This window comes from Vibrio sp. R12-SW3-ISO1 (assembly GCF_059834005.1).
Map to the genome: position 1 here is coordinate 263,622 of NZ_JCBDGK010000018.1, position 21,224 is coordinate 284,845.

A 21,224-nucleotide genomic window follows, 5' to 3' on the forward strand; every position below is an offset into this window, starting at 1 on the left:
GACAGTAACGTCTCCCGAACGTTACCATTGCATCCTTGCAGATAGGTCCCATAGAGTTGCGTAAATTGTAAATAACAGCAACAATGAGATTGTGGGTCCGCGAAGGATAACGATAATAGAGAATAATAACAAAAAATTTTGAAAGAATATTAACTTTTATCAATTTTTTACTTAGAAAGTTTAATTCTTCAACTAAATTTTAATTTGGTCGCCTAAACCAGTGAGAGAGTCGTATGAGTAATAAAGTCGGTTTGATTCATAGCCTACGTGACGGTCAAAAATACATGGAAATCTGGCCGATGCGCAAAGAGCTTAACATGCTGTTTCCAGAGCAGCGCATCATTAAGGCGACTCGGTTTGGTGTGAAGGTCATGCCTGCGATTGCGGCCATCAGTGTGCTGACTCAAATGGCGTTCAACAACTATCAGGCTATGCCGCAGGCGGTGATCATCGCCTTGTTTGCCATCAGTATGCCCATTCAAGGCATGTGGTGGCTCGGCAATCGTTCGAACACTGTACTTCCTCCTGCGTTGGCCGGCTGGTATCGAGAAATCCATCAGAAAATTGTCGACAGTGGAGGCGCGCTAGAGCCGATGAAATCTCGTCCGCGTTATAAAGAGTTGGCGCGTCTACTGAACCGCGCGTTTAAACAGCTAGATCGCGCTTCATTAGAGCGTTGGTTTTAAGCGTTCTCGTATTGACCCGTACGGCTTGGCCAGAGCCACTTCTTAGAATCAATAGAATAAAGAAAGCGCTTGTGTTTCGGCACAAGCGCTTTTGTTTGTTATTGCTGTTAAAGCTTAGTTGAACATCGCGATCGCTTGTTCTGGATCGATGTACTCTAGGTCAAAGCTTTCCGCCACTTCTTGGCAAGTTACTTTACCGTGAATAACGTTCAATCCTTCCAGGAAGCCTTTGTCTTCGACTAGCGCTTGGCGATAGCCTTTATTGGCCAGTTTGACAATGTACGGCAAGGTCGCGTTGTTAAGAGCGAAGGTTGACGTGCGCGCAACCGCACCTGGCATGTTCGCTACACAGTAGTGGACTACGTCATCGACAATGTAGGTCGGATCGGCGTGCGTGGTCGCGTGAGAGGTTTCAAAACAGCCGCCTTGGTCGATAGCAACATCCACTACCGCCGCGCCCGGTTTCATCTTGGCAATGTGCTCTTTAGTGACCAACTTCGGCGCCGCTGCACCAGGGATCAATACCGCACCGATGACTAAATCCGCTTCAAGTACGTGTTTTTCAATGGCGTCTTTGGTTGAGTAGACGACTTTTGCACGGCCTTGGAACTCTTCGTCCAAGCGGCGCAAAGTGTCGACATTTCGGTCAAGGATAGTCACATCTGCGCGCAGACCAACGGCCATGCGTGCCGCGTTTGCACCGACCACACCACCACCGATGACCACCACTTTTGCAGGCTCCACACCCGGTACGCCGCCTAGCAGTAGACCACGTCCGCCGTGCGATTTTTCCAAGGTTTGCGCACCGGCTTGGATAGACATTCGACCTGCAACCTCAGACATTGGCGCTAATAGTGGCAAGCGACCCATATTATCTGTTACAGTCTCGTAGGCTATACAGACGGCTTTGCTCTTGATTAGCTCTTCAGTTTGTGGAAAATCTGGTGCGAGGTGTAAATAAGTAAATAAAATTTGCCCTTCGCGGAGCATGGCTCGCTCGACAGCTTGAGGTTCTTTAACCTTTACAATCATCTCTGCCTTCGCAAATACGTCGGCAGCAGTAGGAAGAATGGATGCGCCTACAGCGATGTAATCATCGTCTGAAAAACCGATGCCTGCGCCGGCATTGGTTTCAACCAACACTTGGTGGCCTTGTGAGACTAACTCGCGGACGCTGGCTGGGATCATGCCCACACGGTATTCGTGGTTTTTAATTTCCTTTGGTACGCCAATGATCATCCTGACTCCTTATCGATAAATGGTTGTATCAACTGTACTTAGGGTAATTCTGTCGAATTAATGCCTAGTATAGTTAGGATGTAATAAAATTTGATACCGTATATTAAGAAGTTGTAGTATAAATTTTTGCAAGGAAGTAATAAGGTGGAATAAAAAATGGCAGACAACAATAAGAAGCCGTCCAAGGATCTAGACCGTATCGATCGCAATATTCTGAATGAGTTGCAAAAAGATGGTCGAATTTCGAATGTAGAATTGTCTAAACGAGTCGGTCTTTCGCCCACTCCGTGTTTAGAGCGTGTAAGACGCTTAGAGCGTCAGGGATACATCACTGGGTACACAGCGTTGCTCAACCCTCAGTACCTAGACGCGTCTCTATTGGTGTTTGTGGAGATCACGCTAAACCGTGGTGCTCCAGACGTGTTTGAACAGTTTAATGCAGCCGTACAGAAGCTTGACGACATCCAAGAGTGTCATCTTGTTTCTGGTGATTTCGACTATCTTTTGAAAACACGTGTTTCGGATATGAGTGCTTATCGTAAACTGCTAGGGGATACACTACTTCGTCTACCCGGTGTTAATGACACACGTACTTACGTGGTTATGGAAGAAGTGAAACAAACCAATCAATTGGTGATCAAAACTCGTTAATCCCTAAGCCTAGTATGGGAATGACTATGCAGGGCGAAGGCGAGACAAAGTGAGAATCCCTTTCGATATTCTGACTTTTCATAATTGGGTTTTGTAGGCCGATGTGGTTAAATCAATAGTCCGTGCAGCTTGGCTGTTCGGGCTATTTTTTTCAGTATGTTAGAGTGGTTATGTTCCGAGAAACCAAAAACAAAGTCGAAACCATCGTCGACACTGGGGACCATCGTCAAAAGACGCGCCTTTCCGGTTCCGAGCGTTTACAAGAATGCAGCCTAATCGTGGTTTTCCTCGCCGCTATTTTACTGTCTGTTGCTCTGCTGACCTTCAGTGCGGCCGATCCATCATGGTCGCAAACCGCCTGGGGTATGGAGATTGAAAATGCCGGTGGTATTGTCGGGGCTTGGCTCGCGGACACACTGTTTTTTACGTTTGGCTCACTGGCGTACACTATTCCAGTGGTCATCGCACTGACCGCCTGGGTTCTGTTTCGTAAACGAGGCGAAGATGAGCCGCTCGATTTTATGCTTTGGGGCACACGCTTACTCGGCTTAACTATATTGATTCTCACCAGTTGCGGTCTTGCCGACATCAACTTCGACGATATCTGGTACTTTTCATCGGGCGGCGTTATCGGTGATGTGCTGACCAGTCTCGCTCTGCCGACACTCAACGTGCTAGGCACCACGCTAGTGCTGCTGTTTTTGTGGGGCGCGGGTTTTACGCTGTTGACCGGGATTTCTTGGCTAACGATCGTGGATTGGATTGGCGAGCAGGCGATTGGTGCCATCACTTGGGTGATCAATAAGCTGCGCGGTGAGAAGGATCAGGTGTTTGCGCCGACCTTGACCGAACCGGATGCGACGCAATCTGACTCATTAAAGCATAAGCCGCGAGAAGGTATGAACACGTCGCCTGCCAACCAAGCGGATTCAGAGCGTGAGGAGCCAGTCAGCGAGGCAGGATTTCCTCAGTCCGCGACACGTCGCTACAATATTCATATGCCGGACAATAGTGCCACTCAAGCGTCCACCTCTGCGCCAGAGTCGCCGCTTTATCACTACGACGAGCAAGAGGATGACGAGCAGAGTAACCTGCGTGTTAAGCAGCTTGGCGCCACTATAGAAGAGCTCGATGCGGCGGCCAATAGCGCCAACGATTACGCCCCTGAACCGATTTTGACTCAAGCGTCCAGCGAGTTGCAGTCGCAAGAGCGCGAGCAAGAGCTTGCGCCGCCTTGGCAAGACGAGCCCGCTTTCCACGATCGTGATGATTCGCCACTCCCTGATATTGAAGAGGATGAGCAACCTCGTATCTCCAGCTTTGATGTGGTCGAAGACGACCCTGAACCAAGCTTTACGCCACAAGAACCCGACGAAGCGTTTATTGATGAACAGGGCGGCTCAACAGATGATGACGAGGGCGACGTCGATGTAGCACAAGACGAAGATGCGGCCGCGCTGCAAAACTTAGTTGCGGAAGCGCAAGCCAAAGTGGTCGCGTCTCAGAACCCGTTTTTGGTTCAGCAAGATCAAAACTTGCCGAAACCGACCGAGCCTATGCCAACGCTCGAGCTTTTGTACCACCCTGAGAAGCGAGAAAACTTTATTGATCGCGATGCGTTAGAGGAGATTGCTCGTCTGGTGGAATCTAAGTTAGCGGACTATAAAATCACCGCCTCGGTGGTGGATATATTCCCAGGACCGGTGATTACTCGTTTTGAATTGGATTTGGCACCAGGGGTGAAAGTAAGCCGCATCTCAAGTTTATCGATGGACTTAGCACGCTCACTCTCAGCGATGGCGGTGCGTGTGGTGGAGGTGATCCCTGGTAAGCCTTATGTTGGCCTTGAACTGCCGAATATGAGTCGCCAGACGGTCTATTTCTCCGATGTGGTCGGCAGCCAAGCATTTGTTAACGCTAAATCACCGACGACCGTCGTCCTTGGTCAAGATATTGCAGGCGAAGCCGTGGTGGCGGACCTGTCGAAAATGCCTCACGTGCTGGTGGCGGGTACCACAGGCTCAGGTAAATCGGTCGGGGTGAACGTCATGATCTTGAGTATCCTCTATAAAGCGACCCCAGAAGACGTCCGCTTTATCATGATTGACCCGAAAATGCTTGAGTTGTCGGTCTATGAAGGTATTCCTCACTTGTTGTCCGAAGTGGTGACCGACATGAAGGATGCGTCCAATGCATTGCGTTGGTGTGTTGGCGAGATGGAGCGGCGTTACAAGCTGATGTCTGCACTGGGCGTTAGGAACATCAAAGGATTCAACGACAAGCTGAAAATGGCCGCAGATGCGGGCCACCCAATCCATGATCCGCTCTGGCAACCGGGTGACAGTATGGATGAGCACCCACCGCTGCTCGAAAAGCTGCCTTACATTGTTGTGATCGTGGATGAATTTGCCGATCTGATGATGGTGGTCGGGAAGAAAGTCGAAGAGTTGATCGCGCGTTTAGCACAAAAAGCGCGCGCCGCGGGTATCCACCTCATTTTGGCGACGCAGCGACCTTCAGTAGACGTTATCACCGGTTTGATTAAAGCGAACATTCCTACGCGGGTTGCATTTACCGTTTCAACCAAAACGGACTCTCGAACCATTCTCGATCAAGGTGGTGCAGAGTCACTGCTGGGTATGGGTGATATGTTGTATCTTCCTTCCGGATCGAGTCACACCATTCGCGTCCATGGGGCATTCGCTTCAGATGATGATGTGCATGCGGTGGTCAACAACTGGAAGGCACGCGGCAAGCCAAACTATATCGATGAGATCACCAACGGTGACCAAGGGCCAGAAGCGCTGCTACCGGGCGAGAAGCCCGAAGGTGATGAAGAGATGGACCCTCTGTTTGATCAAGTGGTCGAGCACGTAGTGCAATCTCGTCGTGGTTCAGTCTCTGGCGTTCAGCGTCGATTTAAAATCGGTTACAACCGTGCGGCGCGAATTGTCGAGCAGCTTGAGGCTCAAGGGATTGTCAGCGCGCCAGGCCATAACGGTAACCGAGAGGTCTTGGCGCCAGAGCCGGGTCGAGAGATGAACTGATAGCGGGCAATATGCGTTGTTACTTAATATAGGGTCACTTTACATATAGTTATTCTACATATGGTAACTCTACATATGGTAACTCTGCATATTGTTTCTCGAGACATAGTCAGCGTCGCACCGACAAAGACGACTCATAAAAAATGGCTTCCGTTTGGAAGCCATTTTTTTACTCGTGTGCTCAGAGTGAGTGATGGGTGTTATTTATCTTTGGCAAATTGAGAGAGAACAATGACACCAAGCGCGAGCAGGTTGGCAGCAAAGATAACCACGAGCCACTGTGGCATGGAGAGCGTCAAAAACTGCCATACGATTTTGCTGCAATCCCCATAAGCTTCAAACATCCAAGGCGCCCATTGGTTGAGCGGTGCCCAGTCAGGGAATTGAACAAACAGATCACAGGTGTAGAACGGCGAAGGGTTAAACTGGTAATCCACGTGTTCTAGTGACAGCATCAGCCCTTTATAAGCACTGCCGCCCCACGCTGCGAGCCCTAGCCAACGTAATACGGCAATACGTGGATTGATGGCGCCAATCAGCGCTGCGGCCGCGACGCCAAGCATGGCGATGCGCTCATAAATACACATCACACACGGCGCCAAGCCCATTCCGTGCTGGAAGAACAGTGCACACAACTCTAGCGCGACAATCAAGCCAAACAGCAGTAGCCAAGCAAATCGTCCCTGAGAAAACTGTTTAATCGAAGAAAGCATAAGTAATGAAATATCCCTAACAAAGAAAAGAAAAAAGCTCTGACTAATCAGAGCTTTTTAGCGTGTAAAAGTTTCTATCGCAATAAAAAATTATTCAAACGTGATGCCGATTAGTGACCTTTGGTCACCGCATGCATAATTTCTGCTGAGTGATGCGTGATCCAGCCGGCGTCATAGAACCACGCGGTCATTGGCTCAAGCAGGAAGACAATACCGGCAAAGCCAACTAGCGCCAGCACTATCGTGTAGGGCAGTGCCATGATAACCATCCGACCGTAGGACAAACGAATCAAAGGTGCCAGCGTTGAGGTCAACAAGAACAAGAAGGCAGCTTGACCGTTCGGGGTGGCAACCGATGGCAAGTTGGTGCCCGTATTGATCGCTACTGCGAGCAGGTCAAACTGGTCACGATTGATCACGCCTTCCATCAACGCCGTACCCACTTCGGTAATGTAGACCGTGCCGACGAATACGTTATCAGATACCATCGAAAGCAGTCCGTTAGCGACATAGAAGAGCGCCAGTTGCGTGCCTTTATCTTCGACGTGCAATACCGCATCAATCACCGGCTTGAATAGCTCTTGGTCGATGATAACGGCAACAATTGAGAAGAACACCGTCAAAAGCGCGGTAAAGGGTAGGGCCTCTTCGAAGGCTTTGCCTAGCGAGTGCTCTTCAATGACGCCCGTAAACGCAGTAGCCAGAATGATGACAGACAAGCCAATGAGGCCGACTGCCGCGAGGTGGAGCGCAAGGCCGACAATCAGCCATACCGCGATAACACCCTGAACCCAAAGCTTAGCCACATCTTGTTTGGTACGCTTTTTACGCTCTTCGTTATCGTAATCAACCAGAATCTGACGCACCGTGTCAGGCAGGCGGGCGCCATAGCCGAAGACTTTCATTTTTTCGACGAGCACACACGTTGCGAGACCACAAATCAACACGGGTAGAGTAACGGGTAACATGCGAACAATGAACTCACCAAACTGCCAGCCAGCCTGATCAGCAATGATCAAGTTTTGCGGCTCACCCACCATGGTCATCACGCCACCGAGTGCCGTACCCACCCCTGCGTGCATGAGCAGCGAACGCAAGAAGGCGCGGTAGTTCTCTAAGTCATCACGCGTCAGGTCGTTAAGATGATCATCTGACGTATGGTCATGGGTCGCGTGACCACCCTGACCGGAGGCAACTTTGTGGTAAATCGCGTAGAAGCCAACTGCGACACTGATGACAACAGCGATCACCGTTAATGCATCTAAGAAAGCAGATAAGAACGCTGCGGCAAAACAGAACGCCAGCGATAACATGCTTTTAGACTGAATACCGAGCAGAATTTTGGTAAAGATAAACAGCAAAAGCTGCTTCATGAAGTAGATACCTGCGACCATAAAGACCAGCAGTAGCAACACTTCGATATTCGCGACAAGCTCATGCTTGACTTGATCCGCACTGGTCATGCCAATGGCGATGGCTTCAATGGCCAATAAACCACCGGGTTGCAGCGGGTAACACTTCAGTGCCATCGCAAGGGTGAAAATAAACTCTGCGACCAACAACCAGCCTGCGACAAAAGGATCGATGAAAAAGAACACAAGCGGGTTGATGATGAGGAAGGCTATGATGGCAACTTTGTACCAATCCGGTGCCTTACCAAGAAAGTTCTTGATGAAGGCGTTTCCGAGTGACATCGGCATGACATTAATACTCTTTATTGTTGTACTGAATTAACACAGACGTGCCCGAATTCAATGTAAGCGTCGCAGCGGGTCATGCGCAGATGGCTCATGCGCAGATAGTCCAGCCGTGTAACGCCAAATCAACAGCGACTTAGAAAAACAACATCCTGAGTATCAATATGTGGTCTTGCCAAGTCACTCCCTGAGAAAGACAAGCACTCCTTACTTCGGTCGCCACTCTACCGTTGATAACTTGTTAGTCAATGATTAAGTGATATCTGATAAATGTATCCGTCCACTTTTATTCAAAAACGCGATCAAAGTTACGTAACGCTTGCATAATAGTTGTGAAAATCAGCAATTGATGGCAGTTAGCCATTTAGTTGAATTGATAAGCAACAATATGGGATTATATTGCATCAAAATAACAATGTTAGTTTCAAAAATAAAAACTCATATTGTGTGATTAATGCAGTGCTCATAAGGCCTCAGAGAAAGTGAGGTTAGGTAAAGTTAAAATTTATTGGTTTTGACAATCCCCACACCACTTAAAACCGCCAAAGCAAATTAGAGTTAATACTCTATATGGCATCCATGCCACGTTTACTGGTGGTTTGTTTTCGCTAGGCAAAAACTAGTGGTATGATGAGTTCCATTCGACCCAGATAAATATAAAATTGGAACAGTAATTAATGGTCATCAAGGCAAAGAGTCCCGCAGGATTTGCAGAGAAATACATTATCGAAAGTATTTGGAAAGGGCGCTTCCCTCCGGGTTCGATTCTCCCAGCCGAACGAGAGCTCTCTGAACTCATTGGTGTAACACGTACGACGTTGCGTGAGGTATTACAAAGATTGGCTCGTGATGGTTGGTTAACCATTCAGCATGGTAAGCCGACTAAAGTAAACCAGTTTATGGAAACGTCCGGGTTACACATTCTTGATACATTGATGACGCTCGATGCTGAAAACGCAACCTCTATCGTAGAAGATTTGCTTGCGGCACGTACAAACATCTCACCTATCTTCATGCGCTATGCGTTCAAAGTAAACAAAGAGAGTTCAGAGCGTACCATTCACAATGTGATCGACTCTTGTGAAGCCTTGCTCGCGGCCGACTCTTGGGATGCTTTTATTGCCTCCTCGCCGTATTCAGACAAGATTCTGCAACACGTGAAAGACGATGGTGAAAAAGATGAGCAGAAACGCCAAGCGACGTTGATTGCGAAAACGTTTAATTACTACGATTACATGCTTTTCCAGCGTCTTGCTTTCCACTCAGGTAACCAGATTTACGGCTTGATCTTTAATGGATTGAAGAAGCTTTACGATCGTGTGGGTAGCTACTACTTCTCAAGTGCTCAGGCGCGTGGTTTAGCGCTCAAGTTCTACCGTGATTTGTTGGAGGTATGCGAAACGGGCAACCGCGAACAAATTTTGGTGGTTGTGCGTCATTACGGGATGGAGAGCGCGCAGATCTGGAATCAGATGAAGCAAACCCTACCGACCAATTTTACTGAAGACGACAGCTAATCTCGCTGCCGACCTTAAGTAAGCCAAAAGCCGCGATTGTCATCGCGGCTTTTGTGTCATTGGTATCAAGAACCCTGCTTAACGAGCCGCAGGGCTGTTTGCTCCTGTCTTAAGGTCGAGTCCGTCAATGCCTCCAGCGGCTTGAAACCATGTCGTAAGATGGGTTTTCAAGTCCTTGAGCTCATCAGGGCCGATTAACGCGAGACCCAAATCTTCTGCTCGAGTGATGTCGTTGTAGCGCAGCGGTCTAAAGCTGACGAGCATGGCGCGTGCCTGTAAGCCGCCGAGCAAATCTCTTAACGATTCGAGTTTGTATAAGGTGTCATCGCCATCATCACGCATACCTTTGGTCTTACACTCAATGATATGGAGCTTGTTGTTGACCACGCAGGCGACATCCAGCTCATTGCGCACTTCACGCTCACCGAGCTCACGATACACCTGCACATTAAGTGAGTGATCTTGAATCGTTGGCATGCTGTGTTGAATCTGGCGCACCGTGCTGTGGACTAGGGTTTCCAGCCACTCCCCGTTGGAGAAGCGTCTTGCATCTTCATTGGCAAAGGTAAGCACACCGTTCTCATACGTTGCGATGTTGGCATCCACCAAATCCTCGATCAGCATCTTGAGCTCACGATAGCCTTGCTGCTTCTCCGACAACTCTACACTGAGGATCTGTTCTTTGCGGCATGTCGTGGCGAGATAGTTGAGTGTCGCAAGGCCTGGGCCAAGTTCTAAGGCGTTACTCGCCCAGCGCTCACCCAACTCATAGAGTTTTTGGTCTAACTGAGGCGGCAACGTTTGTTGGCTAAATTCGCCGCGCGCGCCAAATACCGTAAGGTAATCGTCAATGGTGATCCAATCTTGCAGTTGCGTGTCTTCTACGCCATCAGGGTAGAGCCAGCAGACGCGATCACTGTTGGGCTCAACCACAAAAATTGGCCAATGAAAGGTGCGAAACACTTCGTAAACCGACAGGAGTCGATGACGCAGACCACAACTGGCGTTAAGGCGCACAGATTCACCACTTTGCTTAAGGCGCTCTGCCAGTTCCGCAACGGTTTTCTTTATCTCAGAAGGATTAGTAACGTCAGGAATTTCATAGAACTCTGAGTGAATCTCACGCTTAGCCAAGACATGACTCAGTCTGTCGAATAGGGTGCGCTGGGCATTGACGCCAATAAAGACGATGTGGTTACTGATGCTGCGGTTATCTAATAGGGGGGTGACCAAGCGAATCGGGTCTTGGTCGATGATGCCAACATGAACTGTCATAGTTATTCCTCATGTCAGGCCCACAAAAAGGAGAGTAAAAGGGTGAGGCCTAATCACGATATAATGACAATCTGCCGAAAAAACAAGGGCAACCGTTATAATTGGTCGCCCTCTGTCAATAATTTACCGTATCTTTACGTTACAGCTTGAATCGATGCACCAGTTCGCCTTGCTGACCAGCAAGCTGACTTAAGTCATGACTGGTTTGAGCGATTTGCGCCATCGCCTGATAGCTGGTGTCGGCGATAAGGTTAATCTCTTCAATGTTTCTTGCAATGTCTGAGGTGGTTTCACTTTGCTCTGCTGCGGCTTGAGAAATGTGTCCACTCATCTGGCTGATCTCCATGATCAAGCCCTGAATTTCTTCCATTGCACTGTTGGCGTTGGACGCTTGTTCAACCGAGAGCTCCATATCGTCCATGCAGCTTTGAATGACTTGGTTGGCTGAAGCAGAACTCGATTGCAAGTTACTGATCATGTTTTCAATTTCGCTGGTGGATTCAGTAGTGCGCTGCGCAAGCACGCGAACCTCGTCCGCCACCACCGCAAAGCCTCGGCCTTGATCGCCCGCGCGCGCGGCTTCAATCGCCGCGTTGAGCGCAAGTAAGTTGGTTTGCTCAGCAATGTTGCGAATCACATCCAAAATACTGCCAATCTGGCTACTCATGGTTTGCAAATCTTTGACTGCATCAACGGATTCCGTTAGACGTGTCTCAAGTTGATTGATGGTGGTGATGTTAGTGCCCATGATTTGACGACCGGATTCCGACGCCGACTCCACTTGCTCAACCATCTTCTGCGAGCTTTGCGCACTTTGGGCCACTTCCTGAACGGAGTGGGCCATTTCAGTCATCGCGGTGGCGACGTTGGCCGTTTGTTCACGCTGCTGATTAAGCTGCGATTGCGCTTGAGAAGAGGTCTCTTGGTTGGTGCGAGCGGTATTGGTTAAGTTATCCGAGGCATCATTGAGCTTCACCAAGATATTGTGCAGGTTGTCCGCCAACGAGTTGATGTGACCGCTGACGCGGCTGAACTCATTGTTGTAACGGATTTCGATACGGTGTGTCATGTCGCCTTTGGTGAGGTATTCCAAGGTGCTAAGAATACGCGTGAGTGGCTCGCGGACACTGTGGGCGATGTGGTAACCGATGCCCAATGCCAGTGCAATCACGATGGCACCAATCAACAGTGAACGAATCTTGCCTTGATTGTAGACTTGCTCTGCTTCAACCAGTGAGGCATTGAGACCCGCTTGGGCCGCTTCGCTGTAGGTAGCCAGCAGCGCCATGGTCGCATCCACTTGCTCAGTCAGGCTTGCAATGTTGGCGTAGAGCGCGTCTTTTGCCACAAGGTAATTGCTGTGTTGATCAAGGACACCGCCTTTTTGACCGATGTCGAGCGTGAACTGCTTGACCGACTCATCAAAGGCTTTTTTCAACTCAGGCATTTGATTGGATAGGCCGTTGTAGGCGTAGTTCAAGTGCGTTACGGCTTTTTTGTTTTTCGCAACGGCTTCTGCTACGAACGCAGTGTCTGAACTTGCGAGCGCGTCAGAGGTGATCACTTCGGCGTCTTTCAGCTTAATGAAGTAGCTTTTCGCCATCACTTTGACTGAAATGCTGCTTTGGTCATCGACGTACTCTTTCATCCCGACACTCAGCTCAGAGTGCAAGCGTTGGAAACGGCGAGAAGATTGTTGTACTTGCGCTTGAGACTCGAACATCGAGCGATAGTTTTCCATCGCTTGCTTGGCTTCTCCGAAGTAACTGCTCTCTTTCTCTTTAAGATCCGCCATGCTGGCGACCAATTCTGGCTTGCTTGCACTGGCCTTTTCAAGGGCAGCTAAGGTTTGATTGTATTCTACACGTGCTTGATCGAATTGGCTTTCGATTTGTTCCATGCGCTCAAAGCTCTGAGTGGTCAGAAAATCTTTGAAAAGCTTATCCGCAGAAAGCAGAGAGACACTGGTTTCGTTGGCTTTGGAAACAAGAGGTAGTGAGGTGTTGGAGACACTCTCGAAATTGGATTGGATTTGCTGCATTCCGTTCAACGTCATCATGGTGGATACGATGAACATCACAATGATCAGTGCAAAGCCAGCGTACATTCTTCTTATCACTGAGCCTTTCATAGATCTCTCCCTAACTATGGCAAAAATTCAAACTATAACGCTATAAATAGCAAAAAGAGTTTGATTGTATGGAGAGTGAGACACACATTTTATGACGCACAATACAAAAATGAAAATGTGTATCAATAAAATGCTCACAACATGATGTGAACACTGTTTTTATTGTGATCTCGATTTGCTTGACGCATACTCGATGGCATTGAAAATTCAACGATACCTTCTGGAGAGTTTCATGGCTGAAGAAACCATTTTCAGTAAAATCATTCGCAAAGAGATCCCGGCCGATGTGGTTTATCAAGATGATTTGGTTACCGCGTTTCGTGATATCAACCCTCGCGCGCCGAGCCATATTTTGATCATTCCTAATACTCTTATCCCAACGGTGAACGATGTCACAGAGGCCGATGAAGCGGTCATGGGGCGCCTATTTACTGTGGCTCGCAAGTTGGCCAAAGAAGAGGGGATTGATGAAGAGGGTTACCGCCTGATCGTTAACTGTAACGCGCACGGTGGCCAAGAGGTCTACCACATTCACATGCACTTAGTCGGCGGCCGTCCACTTGGCCCGATGTTGATGGGTTAATCGACGCGATACAGTCATGACACAAAGCGAACTTTTTGCGTCGCTTTGTGTCAGAGAGCAGGTCTCACTGATATTTATGTCGGTGAGATCGGTATCTGAAATTCTGATTTGAGGCTTGGAGTGCGTTTTACGAATCAACTCACCATCCACATTCAACGTTGTGCATTACTCGCCAGTACCCTTGTTATCACGGCGTGTGCCAATATGTCGGCTGGCAATCTGTTTAGTCATTACAGCGCACAAAATGCTGATGTGTACCAAGCGGTGCAGCGAGGGGATTATCAGCGCGCACAAGAAGCGCTGCCTGACTCTGTGGCGGGCGATATTCTCGATAACCTTGAAAAGGGGCGCGTGCACTTTCTCAATCAAACCTACAGCGATAGTAAAGCGGCGTTTGAGTTGAGTGACCAAGCCGTTCGCGCTCAGCAAGATAGAGCCACGGTGTCGGTCAGTGAAACTCTGACTAGCGTTAGTTCACTCGCGGTGAACGACAATCTCAACGAATATCAGCCCGCAGATTATGAGTTGGGCTTTCTTCACCTCTATCTTGGTCTCAATTATCTACAGCAAAACCAACTGGAAGGGGCGTTGATTGAGATGCGACGCGCCAATCAAGTCCAAGAGCGTGCCAAGCAAGAGCGTGAAAAAGAGCTAGCGAAAGCGCAAAGCAATATGCAAGCGCAGGGCTTATCTCCCAATTTAGGCAGCGTGCTGTCGAACTACCCTGATGCCGGAAAAACCTTGGCGGCGGTGCAAAATGCCTATTTGTTGTATCTGTCGGCACTGCTTTATGAAGCAGACAATGACCTCAATGCCGCCTATGTGGACTATCGACGCGCGCTCGCGGTGGCGCCAGACAATCAGCAAATCATAGATGGCACCATGCGCGTTGCGACGCGCCTTAGCATGAAAGAAGACCTAATTAAATTAGAGCAGCGATACGGTAAAGCCCGTTTGTTAGAGAGCGACAAAGCGCGCGTCATCGTGCTCGATGAACAAGGCATAGTGACGGCGTTGCAAGGTTGGAAGCAATCTTTGCCTTTGTATGACAGTCGCAACAATGTGGCCTTCTATACTATCGCTCTGCCGTATTACCCGCCTGCTTCGCCAGAGCGATTTACACCGCTTACATTGAATCAAGCGCCGCTCAAGGAATCGCGCTTGACCGATGTCAATGCGATGGCCCAACGTGATTTATCGGAACGTATTACCGCGATGGTGATCCGTCAAGCGCTACGGGTTTGGGCCAAAGATCAATTGCGAAAAGAGGCTACACAAGGCGATGACGTCGGCAATCTCGTATTTAATATTTGGAACACGCTCACCGAGCAACCCGATACCCGCAGTTGGTTAACGTTACCGGGTCATGTTGCGAGCAGCAGTCGTGTGGTCGAGCCCGGAACGCAGATTATTCGGGTGAATAACCAAGACTACCCGTTTGATGTCGCGGCGGGGCGCACCGCACTGGTGTGGATCTCTCGTCAGGGAGAGAATGCTACAATATGGCATAAACAACTAGGAAGTATACGATGAAAAAATGGCTTATAGCGGCCCTCGCGGCCACGGCGCTGATCGGATGCGCAGACAACACAGCAGGTCTTAGAATCGATGGAGAGACACACAAAGTGCTCTTTGGCGATAACGTCTTAGCCGGCAATCTAAAAATTGAAGACATCGCCACAACAGAGGTAGAAGGGCATGCACGTGGGGTTGTGCGCATGACCAACCAGTCGAAAGGTGACCTCAATGTACTGTATCGCTTTTATTGGTATGACGACAATGGCTTGGAGGTCAACACTAAGCTTAGCCCTTGGCGTCAATCCATCTTACGCGGGACTGAAACGGTGGCCTTGTCTGAGGTGTCGGTGAACCCGAATGGCAAACATTTCCGTTTACAAATTCGTGAAAATAATCAATAAATTAATGACAATTCAAGGTTTATGAGGAACCAAGAAATGAAGAAAAGTGTAATAGCATTACTTGGCTTGGCTGTGATTCTCGGCGGTTGTTCGAACAAAGTGAGTTATGGTGACGCGCAAGCGGTTGAAACCACCACGATTGATTTTGGTTCCACTGACTTGCAAAAAATTGCCGGTGAAATGGTCGATAGCATGATGATGTCAGGCTCGGTGGCGGCCATCACGCGTGATGCGCGCCCTATTGTTTTTGTTGAGCGCATCAAAAACAAAACCAGTGAGCACATCGATACTGAATCCATTACCGATACCATCAGCACTAAGATGCTCAACTCAGGTAAATTCCGCTTTGTGGATATGGATCGCGTGGAATCGGTGCGTGAACAGTTGAACTTCCAAAACAACGACGAACTCGTTAACCAAAGTACCGCCATCCAGTTCGGTAAAATGGTTGGGGCGCAATACATGTTGTACGGTAACTTATCGAGCATCGCCAAAAATGCCGGTAGTGATAAAGACGTCTACTACAAAATGACCATGCGCCTGATGGATCTGGAAACGGGTTTGATTGAGTGGGCAGACGAGACTGAGATCCGCAAACAAGAGTCAAAAAGCTTTCTAGGTATGTAATGACAAGGGAAGAGGTGATCTATGGCCAGGATGTCTTGGCATGAAGCGTGTCAACTTGATCGCTCTTTGACTGCGCTCACCCCGTTCTTCCCTGAGCCCGTCCAATACGCTCAAACGTTGACAGGCGGGCTGACCAACCGTTGCTGGAAAGTGGTCACTCATCGCGGCGCCTACGTATGGCGCCCGAGTACGCCCATCACCAAAGCGTTTTCCATCTCGCGCTTTCAAGAGTATCAAATCCTCTCTGCACTCGAACACAATCCCATCGCACCTAAGCCGCATTACATTTGTGAACAAGGGCTATTGGTGGATTGGATCGAGGGTATTCCGCTGAGAGACAGCCTGCCGTTTGATGATCTGCTCGATACCATGGTGAGTGTTCATCAAGCCAACACACAACGTATTCCCGTCGCGCCGTTTAACTATACGGCACGGGTTGATCATTACTGGATATTGATTGATGACACGCTCAAATCGGACTCGATTCGTGGCGTGTACGAAACGTGGCGCCGTGCGCCCAGTCTGGCGGATGTCGGCCATGTACTGTGTCATTTTGATTTGGCTGGGTACAACATGGTACGCACCACGCAAGGCATCACGGTGATCGATTGGGAATACGCATGCATCGCTGATCCTAGGCTGGATCTGACACTCAGTATCGACGTGTGTCAGCACGACCCTCAAGACGCGGTTTTTCGTTACTGTCAAAAACGAGGGGTAGAAGGTATTGATGATTGGGTCGAAGGCGTCATGGCTTGGCAGCCCAGAGCAAAAATGATGGCGATGCTTTGGTATCTTCTTGCTTATCAGTTGTGGGGGGAAGAGCAATATTTGACCGAGGCGACTCGGCTTGAAGGTCTATTTTGTAGCTAAGATCACTGTTTAGTGGTTTTGCATCGATAAAGTAAAAGTTAACCCTACTATTTCTGGTAGATTTGGTCGTGGTAGAGTTGGAAGTATTAGGTTCGAGGGAATTAGAATGATTATTTATTTGCATGGCTTTGACTCCACAAGCCCAGGTAACCACGAAAAAGTCTTACAGTTGCAGTTTATTGATGACGATGTTCGTTTCATTAACTACAGCACATTGCACCCGAAACACGATATGCAGCATCTACTCAAAGAAGTGCACAAAGTGATTGAACAGTCGGAGGATACCTCTCCACTGATCTGCGGTGTGGGTCTTGGTGCCTATTGGTCAGAGCGTATTGGATTTTTGTGTGGCATCAAGCAGGTGATGTTTAATCCTAATCTTCATCCTGAGCGCACCATGCAGGGCCGGATCGACCGCCCTGAAGAGTATGAAGACATTGCGACCAAATGTGTGTCAGAGTTTCGCAGTAAAAATGCGGGCCAGTGTTTGGTGATCCTCTCTAAAGAGGATGAAATTCACGACAACAGTCAAACCGCCGAGGCGTTAGCGCCGTATTACGAAATCATTTGGGACGACACCCAGAGCCACAAATTCAAAAAGATCTCTCAACACCTTCAGACGATGAAAGCGTTCAAACAACGCTAATCATCGCGAGCACTTAACCATCAAGAGCGACAGGGTTTATGCCTGTCGCTCTTTTTGTCACCACTTGTCATTAATCCCTACAAAGTTAAGTGAGATAATCACATTCTCCTGTTGCGTGGCGGATTTTGCCCTATATAATGACTTAACTATAAATTTTTTGATAAATATCAAAAAAAATTGAGAGCAAGTAAAAAACTTGCCCCAAAAAACGAGTTGAGCGGCAAAAATGCCCGCTATTGAACGCCAATAACAAGCCTCATATCCGAAAACGTCATGCCAGAGTGCGAATCACGCACCGGTTAGGGTGAGTAACCGCATGGCAAGAGAGAATTTTCTCGAGCTGAGTAATCGGCTCGAATCATGATTATTTATATTTAGAGGAACGTTATTGTGACACGAATTATCGTTGTAGGCGGTGGTGCAGGCGGCCTGGAGCTTGCTACCAAACTGGGTCGTACATTGGGTCGTAAAGGCCGTGCGCAAGTCACCTTGGTTGACCGTAAGGCAAGCCACTTGTGGAAACCCTTGCTGCATGAAGTTGCGACAGGTTCACTGGATGAAGGTGTGGACGCGCTAAGCTACCGTGCGCACGCCAAAAATCACCACTTTGATTTCCAAATGGGTGCGCTCAAAGACATTGACCGCGAGCGTAAAGTGATCACACTGCACGAGCTGAAAGATGAGCATGGCGAACTGCTGATGCCAACGCGTGAGCTTGAGTACGATCTTCTGGTGATGGCCATTGGTTCTACCTCCAATGACTTCAACACCCCGGGCGTGCGTGACAACTGCATCTTCCTCGATAGCCCAGAGCAAGCGCACCGTTTCCGCACCGAAATGAACAATGAATTCTTAAAGCTGCACGCGAAAAATGGTCAAGGCACCGTGGATATCGCGATCGTAGGTGCAGGTGCAACCGGTGTTGAACTTTCTGCTGAGCTGCACAATGCAGTGAAAGAGTTGCGCACTTATGGTTTTGGTGACTTGGACTCAAGCAAGCTCAACGTCAACCTTGTTGAAGCGGGTGAGCGTATTCTTCCGGCTCTGCCGCCACGCATTTCAAGTGCTGCCCATCAAGAGTTGACTAAGCTTGGCGTCAACGTGCGCACCGCGACTATGGTGACCAAAGCGGAAAAAGATGGCCTAGTGACCAAAGAGGGCGACAAAATCCCAGCGCAAATCATGGTTTGGGCTGCGGGTATCAAAGCGCCAGATTTCATTAAAGACATTGCAGGCTTAGAGACTAACCGCATCAACCAATTGGTGGTGAAAAGCACCTTGCAAACGACGCGTGACGATGACATTTTCGTGATTGGCGATCTCGCGCAATGCACGCAAGAAGACGGCTCGTTTGTGCCACCTCGTGCCCAGGCTGCACACCAAATGGCAAGCTGTGCGTTTTCCAATATTGTGGCGAAGATGAACGGCCGAGAGCTCAAGCCTTATGTCTACAAAGACAAAGGTTCACTGGTCTCTCTCAGCCGCTTCTCGACCGTTGGTAGCCTAATGGGCAACCTCACCAAAGGCTCAATGATGGTGGAAGGCCGTATCGCTCGCGTAGTTTACATTTCGCTCTACCGCCTACACCAAATGGCACTACACGGGATGTTCAAAACCGCGCTCATCATCCTCATGGGCCGCATCAACCGCGTGTTGAGACCCAACCTTAAGCTTCATTGATCAAAACAAGAAGAGCGCCGATTGGCGCTCTTCTCTTATACGGTTTTGAACTCAACGAATCAGTGTTAGACGTTTGATTCTTCTTTTGCCTCTTTTAGTGCCTGCAAATTTTCGTTGATCTTGAAGATAACAATCATCAATTCACACCAAATACGAGCCCCAATCGCACCGCCAATCATCGTTAGCAGTCCCAGCATAAAGGTTTGAAACGTCACACCGCCGTATCCACTAAACATGGTTCCAATGCCAGAGATGATCGCAATGAGAAGCAGCAACCAGTAAAGTCCGGTGACTAGCTTTGGAGTGAGCATAGATTTAAACGAAAATATCGATTCCATTCTTAGATTTCCTTTCATAGATAAAGGAAATAATCATGCCACAGTTTATGGCTCAACCTAGGTCAAATAGTCTGACGTCTAACACGAATTTGGCGTAAGTTATTGGCTAATCAGTAATTAACTGCTTTTATGGTGAGGTTAAACTCAACCTGGAATCATCGAAAACACCAACCCCTCTTTGGGCTGACCTTGAAAGACAAAGCGATTTTTCGCCCGAGCTTCCAGTGTTGCGCCGCATTTAATGGCGAGGTGTTGACTGGGGAGGTTGTCTGGGTCGCAGACGATTTCGACACGGATCAGTTTGAGTTGGGCGAAGCAGAACTCCACCAGCGTATTGAGCGCTTCTTGGCCGATGCCCTTGCCTTGGAACTCATCGGCTATCCAATAACCGATACTCGCCATGTTGAAGGTGTGGTAGAGCTCATTGATGGCGACCATGCCCACCAAAGCGCCGGTTGCGCGTTGGAACACGCCAAAACCGTAGGCTTGAGATTTCACCCAGTTGAGTCGGGTTTGCAACAAGAAGGCTTCTGCGTCCTCTAGGGAGAACTCGGGGTGGCACCAGTCAATCCATTGGTGCAGGCTTGCAGAGTGCACAATCAGATGCTGAAAAATCTCAGCATGCTCAGCGTCAATCAAGCCAAGTCGCAGGTTCGGGGTGATGATTTGGTAATCGGGTGACATAAACAACAGCCCTCACGAGGAGGGCTGACAAGATTACTGCGCGACGCGGCGAACTTGGATAATCACGCCCATGAGAGGGTGATCTAAGTAGTGCGTTTCGGTACTGCGCATGCGGCGCTTTTGGTCGAAACGGTAAGACTTCAAGAATGCCTGGGTTTCGACGGTTGGCGTGATGTCTTCCATCAAGCCCGCTTGGACCACAGCATTATCTTGCATACTATCTTGTGCAGCATCTTGTGTGGCAACGTTGGTTTGGGTCGGTGCATCAAGAACCACTTCACGTACGCTTGGCGCTTTTAAATCCAGCTCGATATCGGCGTAAAGGTAATGCTCAACATACACTTGAAACGTACCGTCGAGTTCAAACAGCGGCGCTGGAATGCTCTCTTCGGTTACCCCATCAATGACACTGGAGGTGGCATTACTGCCCGCAGGTGAGCCATCAACATTAAACTGATTGGAGTAATCTTTTCCTGCTTGAATGTGAAACACCGGCGCACCGAAACGGCCTTGGTCGCCTTGACGCCAAGCGGTGTGCATCAGTACATCAAAGCCCGCGTGACGTTTCAGCTTTTGCACTTGCTCACCAAGTTCATACTGTGAGTAAGGCAGTAACGTGACCTGCTTACTGGCTCTGAAACTGGCATCAGAAAATTTGCCCGCGCGCTCAAGACTGATCTCTGGCGGGTTATTCGGCCAAGATTCCGCAGTCATTTCTGGGTTGACGGCACGTTTAAAGATGATCACTTCAATATCAAATTGACGCTCGGCCCAAGAAGGCATCGCGACGAAAAAAAGCAGCAGGGTAATCAGCTTTTTCATTCCAACTCCATTGAAGAGGTAGCGTGTACCTCAAAATTGTTCATAGTCCGCAAGCGGCGCGCATTGCTGTTTCTTAATTCAAGCCCTGATGCCGAA

The 21,224-nt window shown here is 48.9% G+C and carries 19 protein-coding genes; 11 read left to right on the forward strand and 8 right to left on the reverse strand.

Annotated features, from left to right (window positions below; translation table 11 throughout):
• Positions 1-233: 233 nt before the first annotated feature.
• Positions 234-686: a terminus macrodomain insulation protein YfbV gene (gene yfbV / locus AC6R0R_RS06495; protein ID WP_500626114.1), complete on the forward strand. Its 453-nt coding sequence runs from the start codon at positions 234-236 to the stop codon at positions 684-686.
• Positions 687-800: 114 nt separating this feature from the next.
• Here the strand turns inward: yfbV and ald are convergent, their stop codons facing one another.
• Complete coding sequence (gene ald, locus AC6R0R_RS06500; RefSeq protein WP_500626115.1) at positions 801-1,925, reverse strand: alanine dehydrogenase; 1,125 nt, start codon at positions 1,923-1,925, stop codon at positions 801-803.
• Between the two features lie 156 nt (positions 1,926-2,081).
• Between ald and lrp the strand changes: the two genes are divergently transcribed.
• Complete coding sequence (gene lrp / locus AC6R0R_RS06505) at positions 2,082-2,576, forward strand: leucine-responsive transcriptional regulator Lrp (protein WP_284190498.1); 495 nt, start codon at positions 2,082-2,084, stop codon at positions 2,574-2,576.
• A 170-nt stretch (positions 2,577-2,746) separates the two neighbouring features.
• A complete protein-coding gene (locus tag AC6R0R_RS06510; RefSeq protein WP_500626116.1) occupies positions 2,747-5,623 on the forward strand; it encodes a DNA translocase FtsK in 2,877 nt (958 codons plus the stop codon).
• Between the two features lie 200 nt (positions 5,624-5,823).
• On the opposite strand, the gene dsbB is transcribed toward AC6R0R_RS06510, so the two are convergent.
• Both dsbB and nhaB read right to left on the reverse strand, forming a co-directional pair.
• Positions 5,824-6,336 (reverse strand): disulfide bond formation protein DsbB, encoded by a 513-nt coding sequence (dsbB, locus tag AC6R0R_RS06515; RefSeq protein WP_334552518.1) that lies wholly within the window; start codon positions 6,334-6,336, stop codon positions 5,824-5,826.
• Between the two features lie 110 nt (positions 6,337-6,446).
• Positions 6,447-8,036, reverse strand: coding sequence for a Na(+)/H(+) antiporter NhaB (gene nhaB, locus AC6R0R_RS06520; protein WP_487901129.1), 1,590 nt, complete (start codon positions 8,034-8,036; stop codon positions 6,447-6,449).
• Between the two features lie 674 nt (positions 8,037-8,710).
• On the opposite strand from nhaB, the gene fadR reads away from it, so the two are divergent.
• Positions 8,711-9,550 carry a fatty acid metabolism transcriptional regulator FadR gene (gene fadR / locus AC6R0R_RS06525; RefSeq protein WP_334552516.1) on the forward strand — a complete coding sequence of 280 codons (840 nt, stop codon included), beginning with the start codon at positions 8,711-8,713 and terminating at the stop codon, positions 9,548-9,550.
• A gap of 78 nt (positions 9,551-9,628) precedes the next feature.
• Here fadR and AC6R0R_RS06530 read toward each other — a convergent pair whose 3' ends face one another.
• Positions 9,629-10,825, reverse strand: a complete 1,197-nt coding sequence (locus tag AC6R0R_RS06530) for a DUF1887 family protein (protein WP_500626117.1) — start codon at positions 10,823-10,825, stop codon at positions 9,629-9,631.
• Positions 10,826-10,964: 139 nt separating this feature from the next.
• The gene (locus AC6R0R_RS06535; protein WP_500626118.1) at positions 10,965-12,956 is read right to left on the reverse strand and encodes a HAMP domain-containing methyl-accepting chemotaxis protein; all 1,992 of its coding nucleotides are present in this window, start codon (positions 12,954-12,956) and stop codon (positions 10,965-10,967) included.
• A 232-nt stretch (positions 12,957-13,188) separates the two neighbouring features.
• Here AC6R0R_RS06535 and hinT point away from each other — a divergent pair, with 232 nt between their 5' ends.
• From hinT to AC6R0R_RS06570, 7 genes are all read left to right on the forward strand, one after another.
• Positions 13,189-13,539, forward strand: coding sequence for a purine nucleoside phosphoramidase (gene hinT / locus AC6R0R_RS06540; RefSeq protein WP_500626119.1), 351 nt, complete (start codon positions 13,189-13,191; stop codon positions 13,537-13,539).
• A 204-nt stretch (positions 13,540-13,743) separates the two neighbouring features.
• The gene (locus AC6R0R_RS06545; protein ID WP_500626165.1) at positions 13,744-15,072 is read left to right on the forward strand and encodes a COG3014 family protein; all 1,329 of its coding nucleotides are present in this window, start codon (positions 13,744-13,746) and stop codon (positions 15,070-15,072) included.
• Positions 15,069-15,458: a YcfL family putative periplasmic lipoprotein gene (locus tag AC6R0R_RS06550; RefSeq protein WP_334552512.1), complete on the forward strand. Its 390-nt coding sequence runs from the start codon at positions 15,069-15,071 to the stop codon at positions 15,456-15,458. The genes AC6R0R_RS06545 and AC6R0R_RS06550 overlap by 4 nt, the downstream gene beginning before the upstream one ends.
• A gap of 36 nt (positions 15,459-15,494) precedes the next feature.
• Positions 15,495-16,085: a penicillin-binding protein activator LpoB gene (lpoB, locus tag AC6R0R_RS06555; RefSeq protein ID WP_334552511.1), complete on the forward strand. Its 591-nt coding sequence runs from the start codon at positions 15,495-15,497 to the stop codon at positions 16,083-16,085.
• Between the two features lie 21 nt (positions 16,086-16,106).
• Entirely contained in the window at positions 16,107-16,958 is an 852-nt protein-coding gene (locus AC6R0R_RS06560) for a phosphotransferase (protein ID WP_500626120.1), read from the forward strand.
• 106 nt (positions 16,959-17,064) lie between these two features.
• Positions 17,065-17,604 (forward strand): alpha/beta hydrolase YcfP, encoded by a 540-nt coding sequence (gene ycfP, locus AC6R0R_RS06565; RefSeq protein WP_500626121.1) that lies wholly within the window; start codon positions 17,065-17,067, stop codon positions 17,602-17,604.
• A gap of 390 nt (positions 17,605-17,994) precedes the next feature.
• Positions 17,995-19,284, forward strand: a complete 1,290-nt coding sequence (locus tag AC6R0R_RS06570; RefSeq protein WP_334552508.1) for an NAD(P)/FAD-dependent oxidoreductase — start codon at positions 17,995-17,997, stop codon at positions 19,282-19,284.
• A 65-nt stretch (positions 19,285-19,349) separates the two neighbouring features.
• Here AC6R0R_RS06570 and AC6R0R_RS06575 read toward each other — a convergent pair whose 3' ends face one another.
• From AC6R0R_RS06575 to AC6R0R_RS06585, 3 genes are all read right to left on the reverse strand, one after another.
• A complete protein-coding gene (locus tag AC6R0R_RS06575) occupies positions 19,350-19,622 on the reverse strand; it encodes a DUF4282 domain-containing protein (RefSeq protein WP_500626122.1) in 273 nt (90 codons plus the stop codon).
• A gap of 144 nt (positions 19,623-19,766) precedes the next feature.
• Positions 19,767-20,306, reverse strand: coding sequence for a GNAT family N-acetyltransferase (locus AC6R0R_RS06580; RefSeq protein WP_500626123.1), 540 nt, complete (start codon positions 20,304-20,306; stop codon positions 19,767-19,769).
• A 33-nt stretch (positions 20,307-20,339) separates the two neighbouring features.
• On the reverse strand, positions 20,340-21,128 hold the full coding sequence (locus AC6R0R_RS06585; protein ID WP_500626124.1) for a peptidoglycan binding protein CsiV: 789 nt from the start codon (positions 21,126-21,128) through the stop codon (positions 20,340-20,342).
• Between the last annotated feature and the right edge of the window lie 96 nt (positions 21,129-21,224).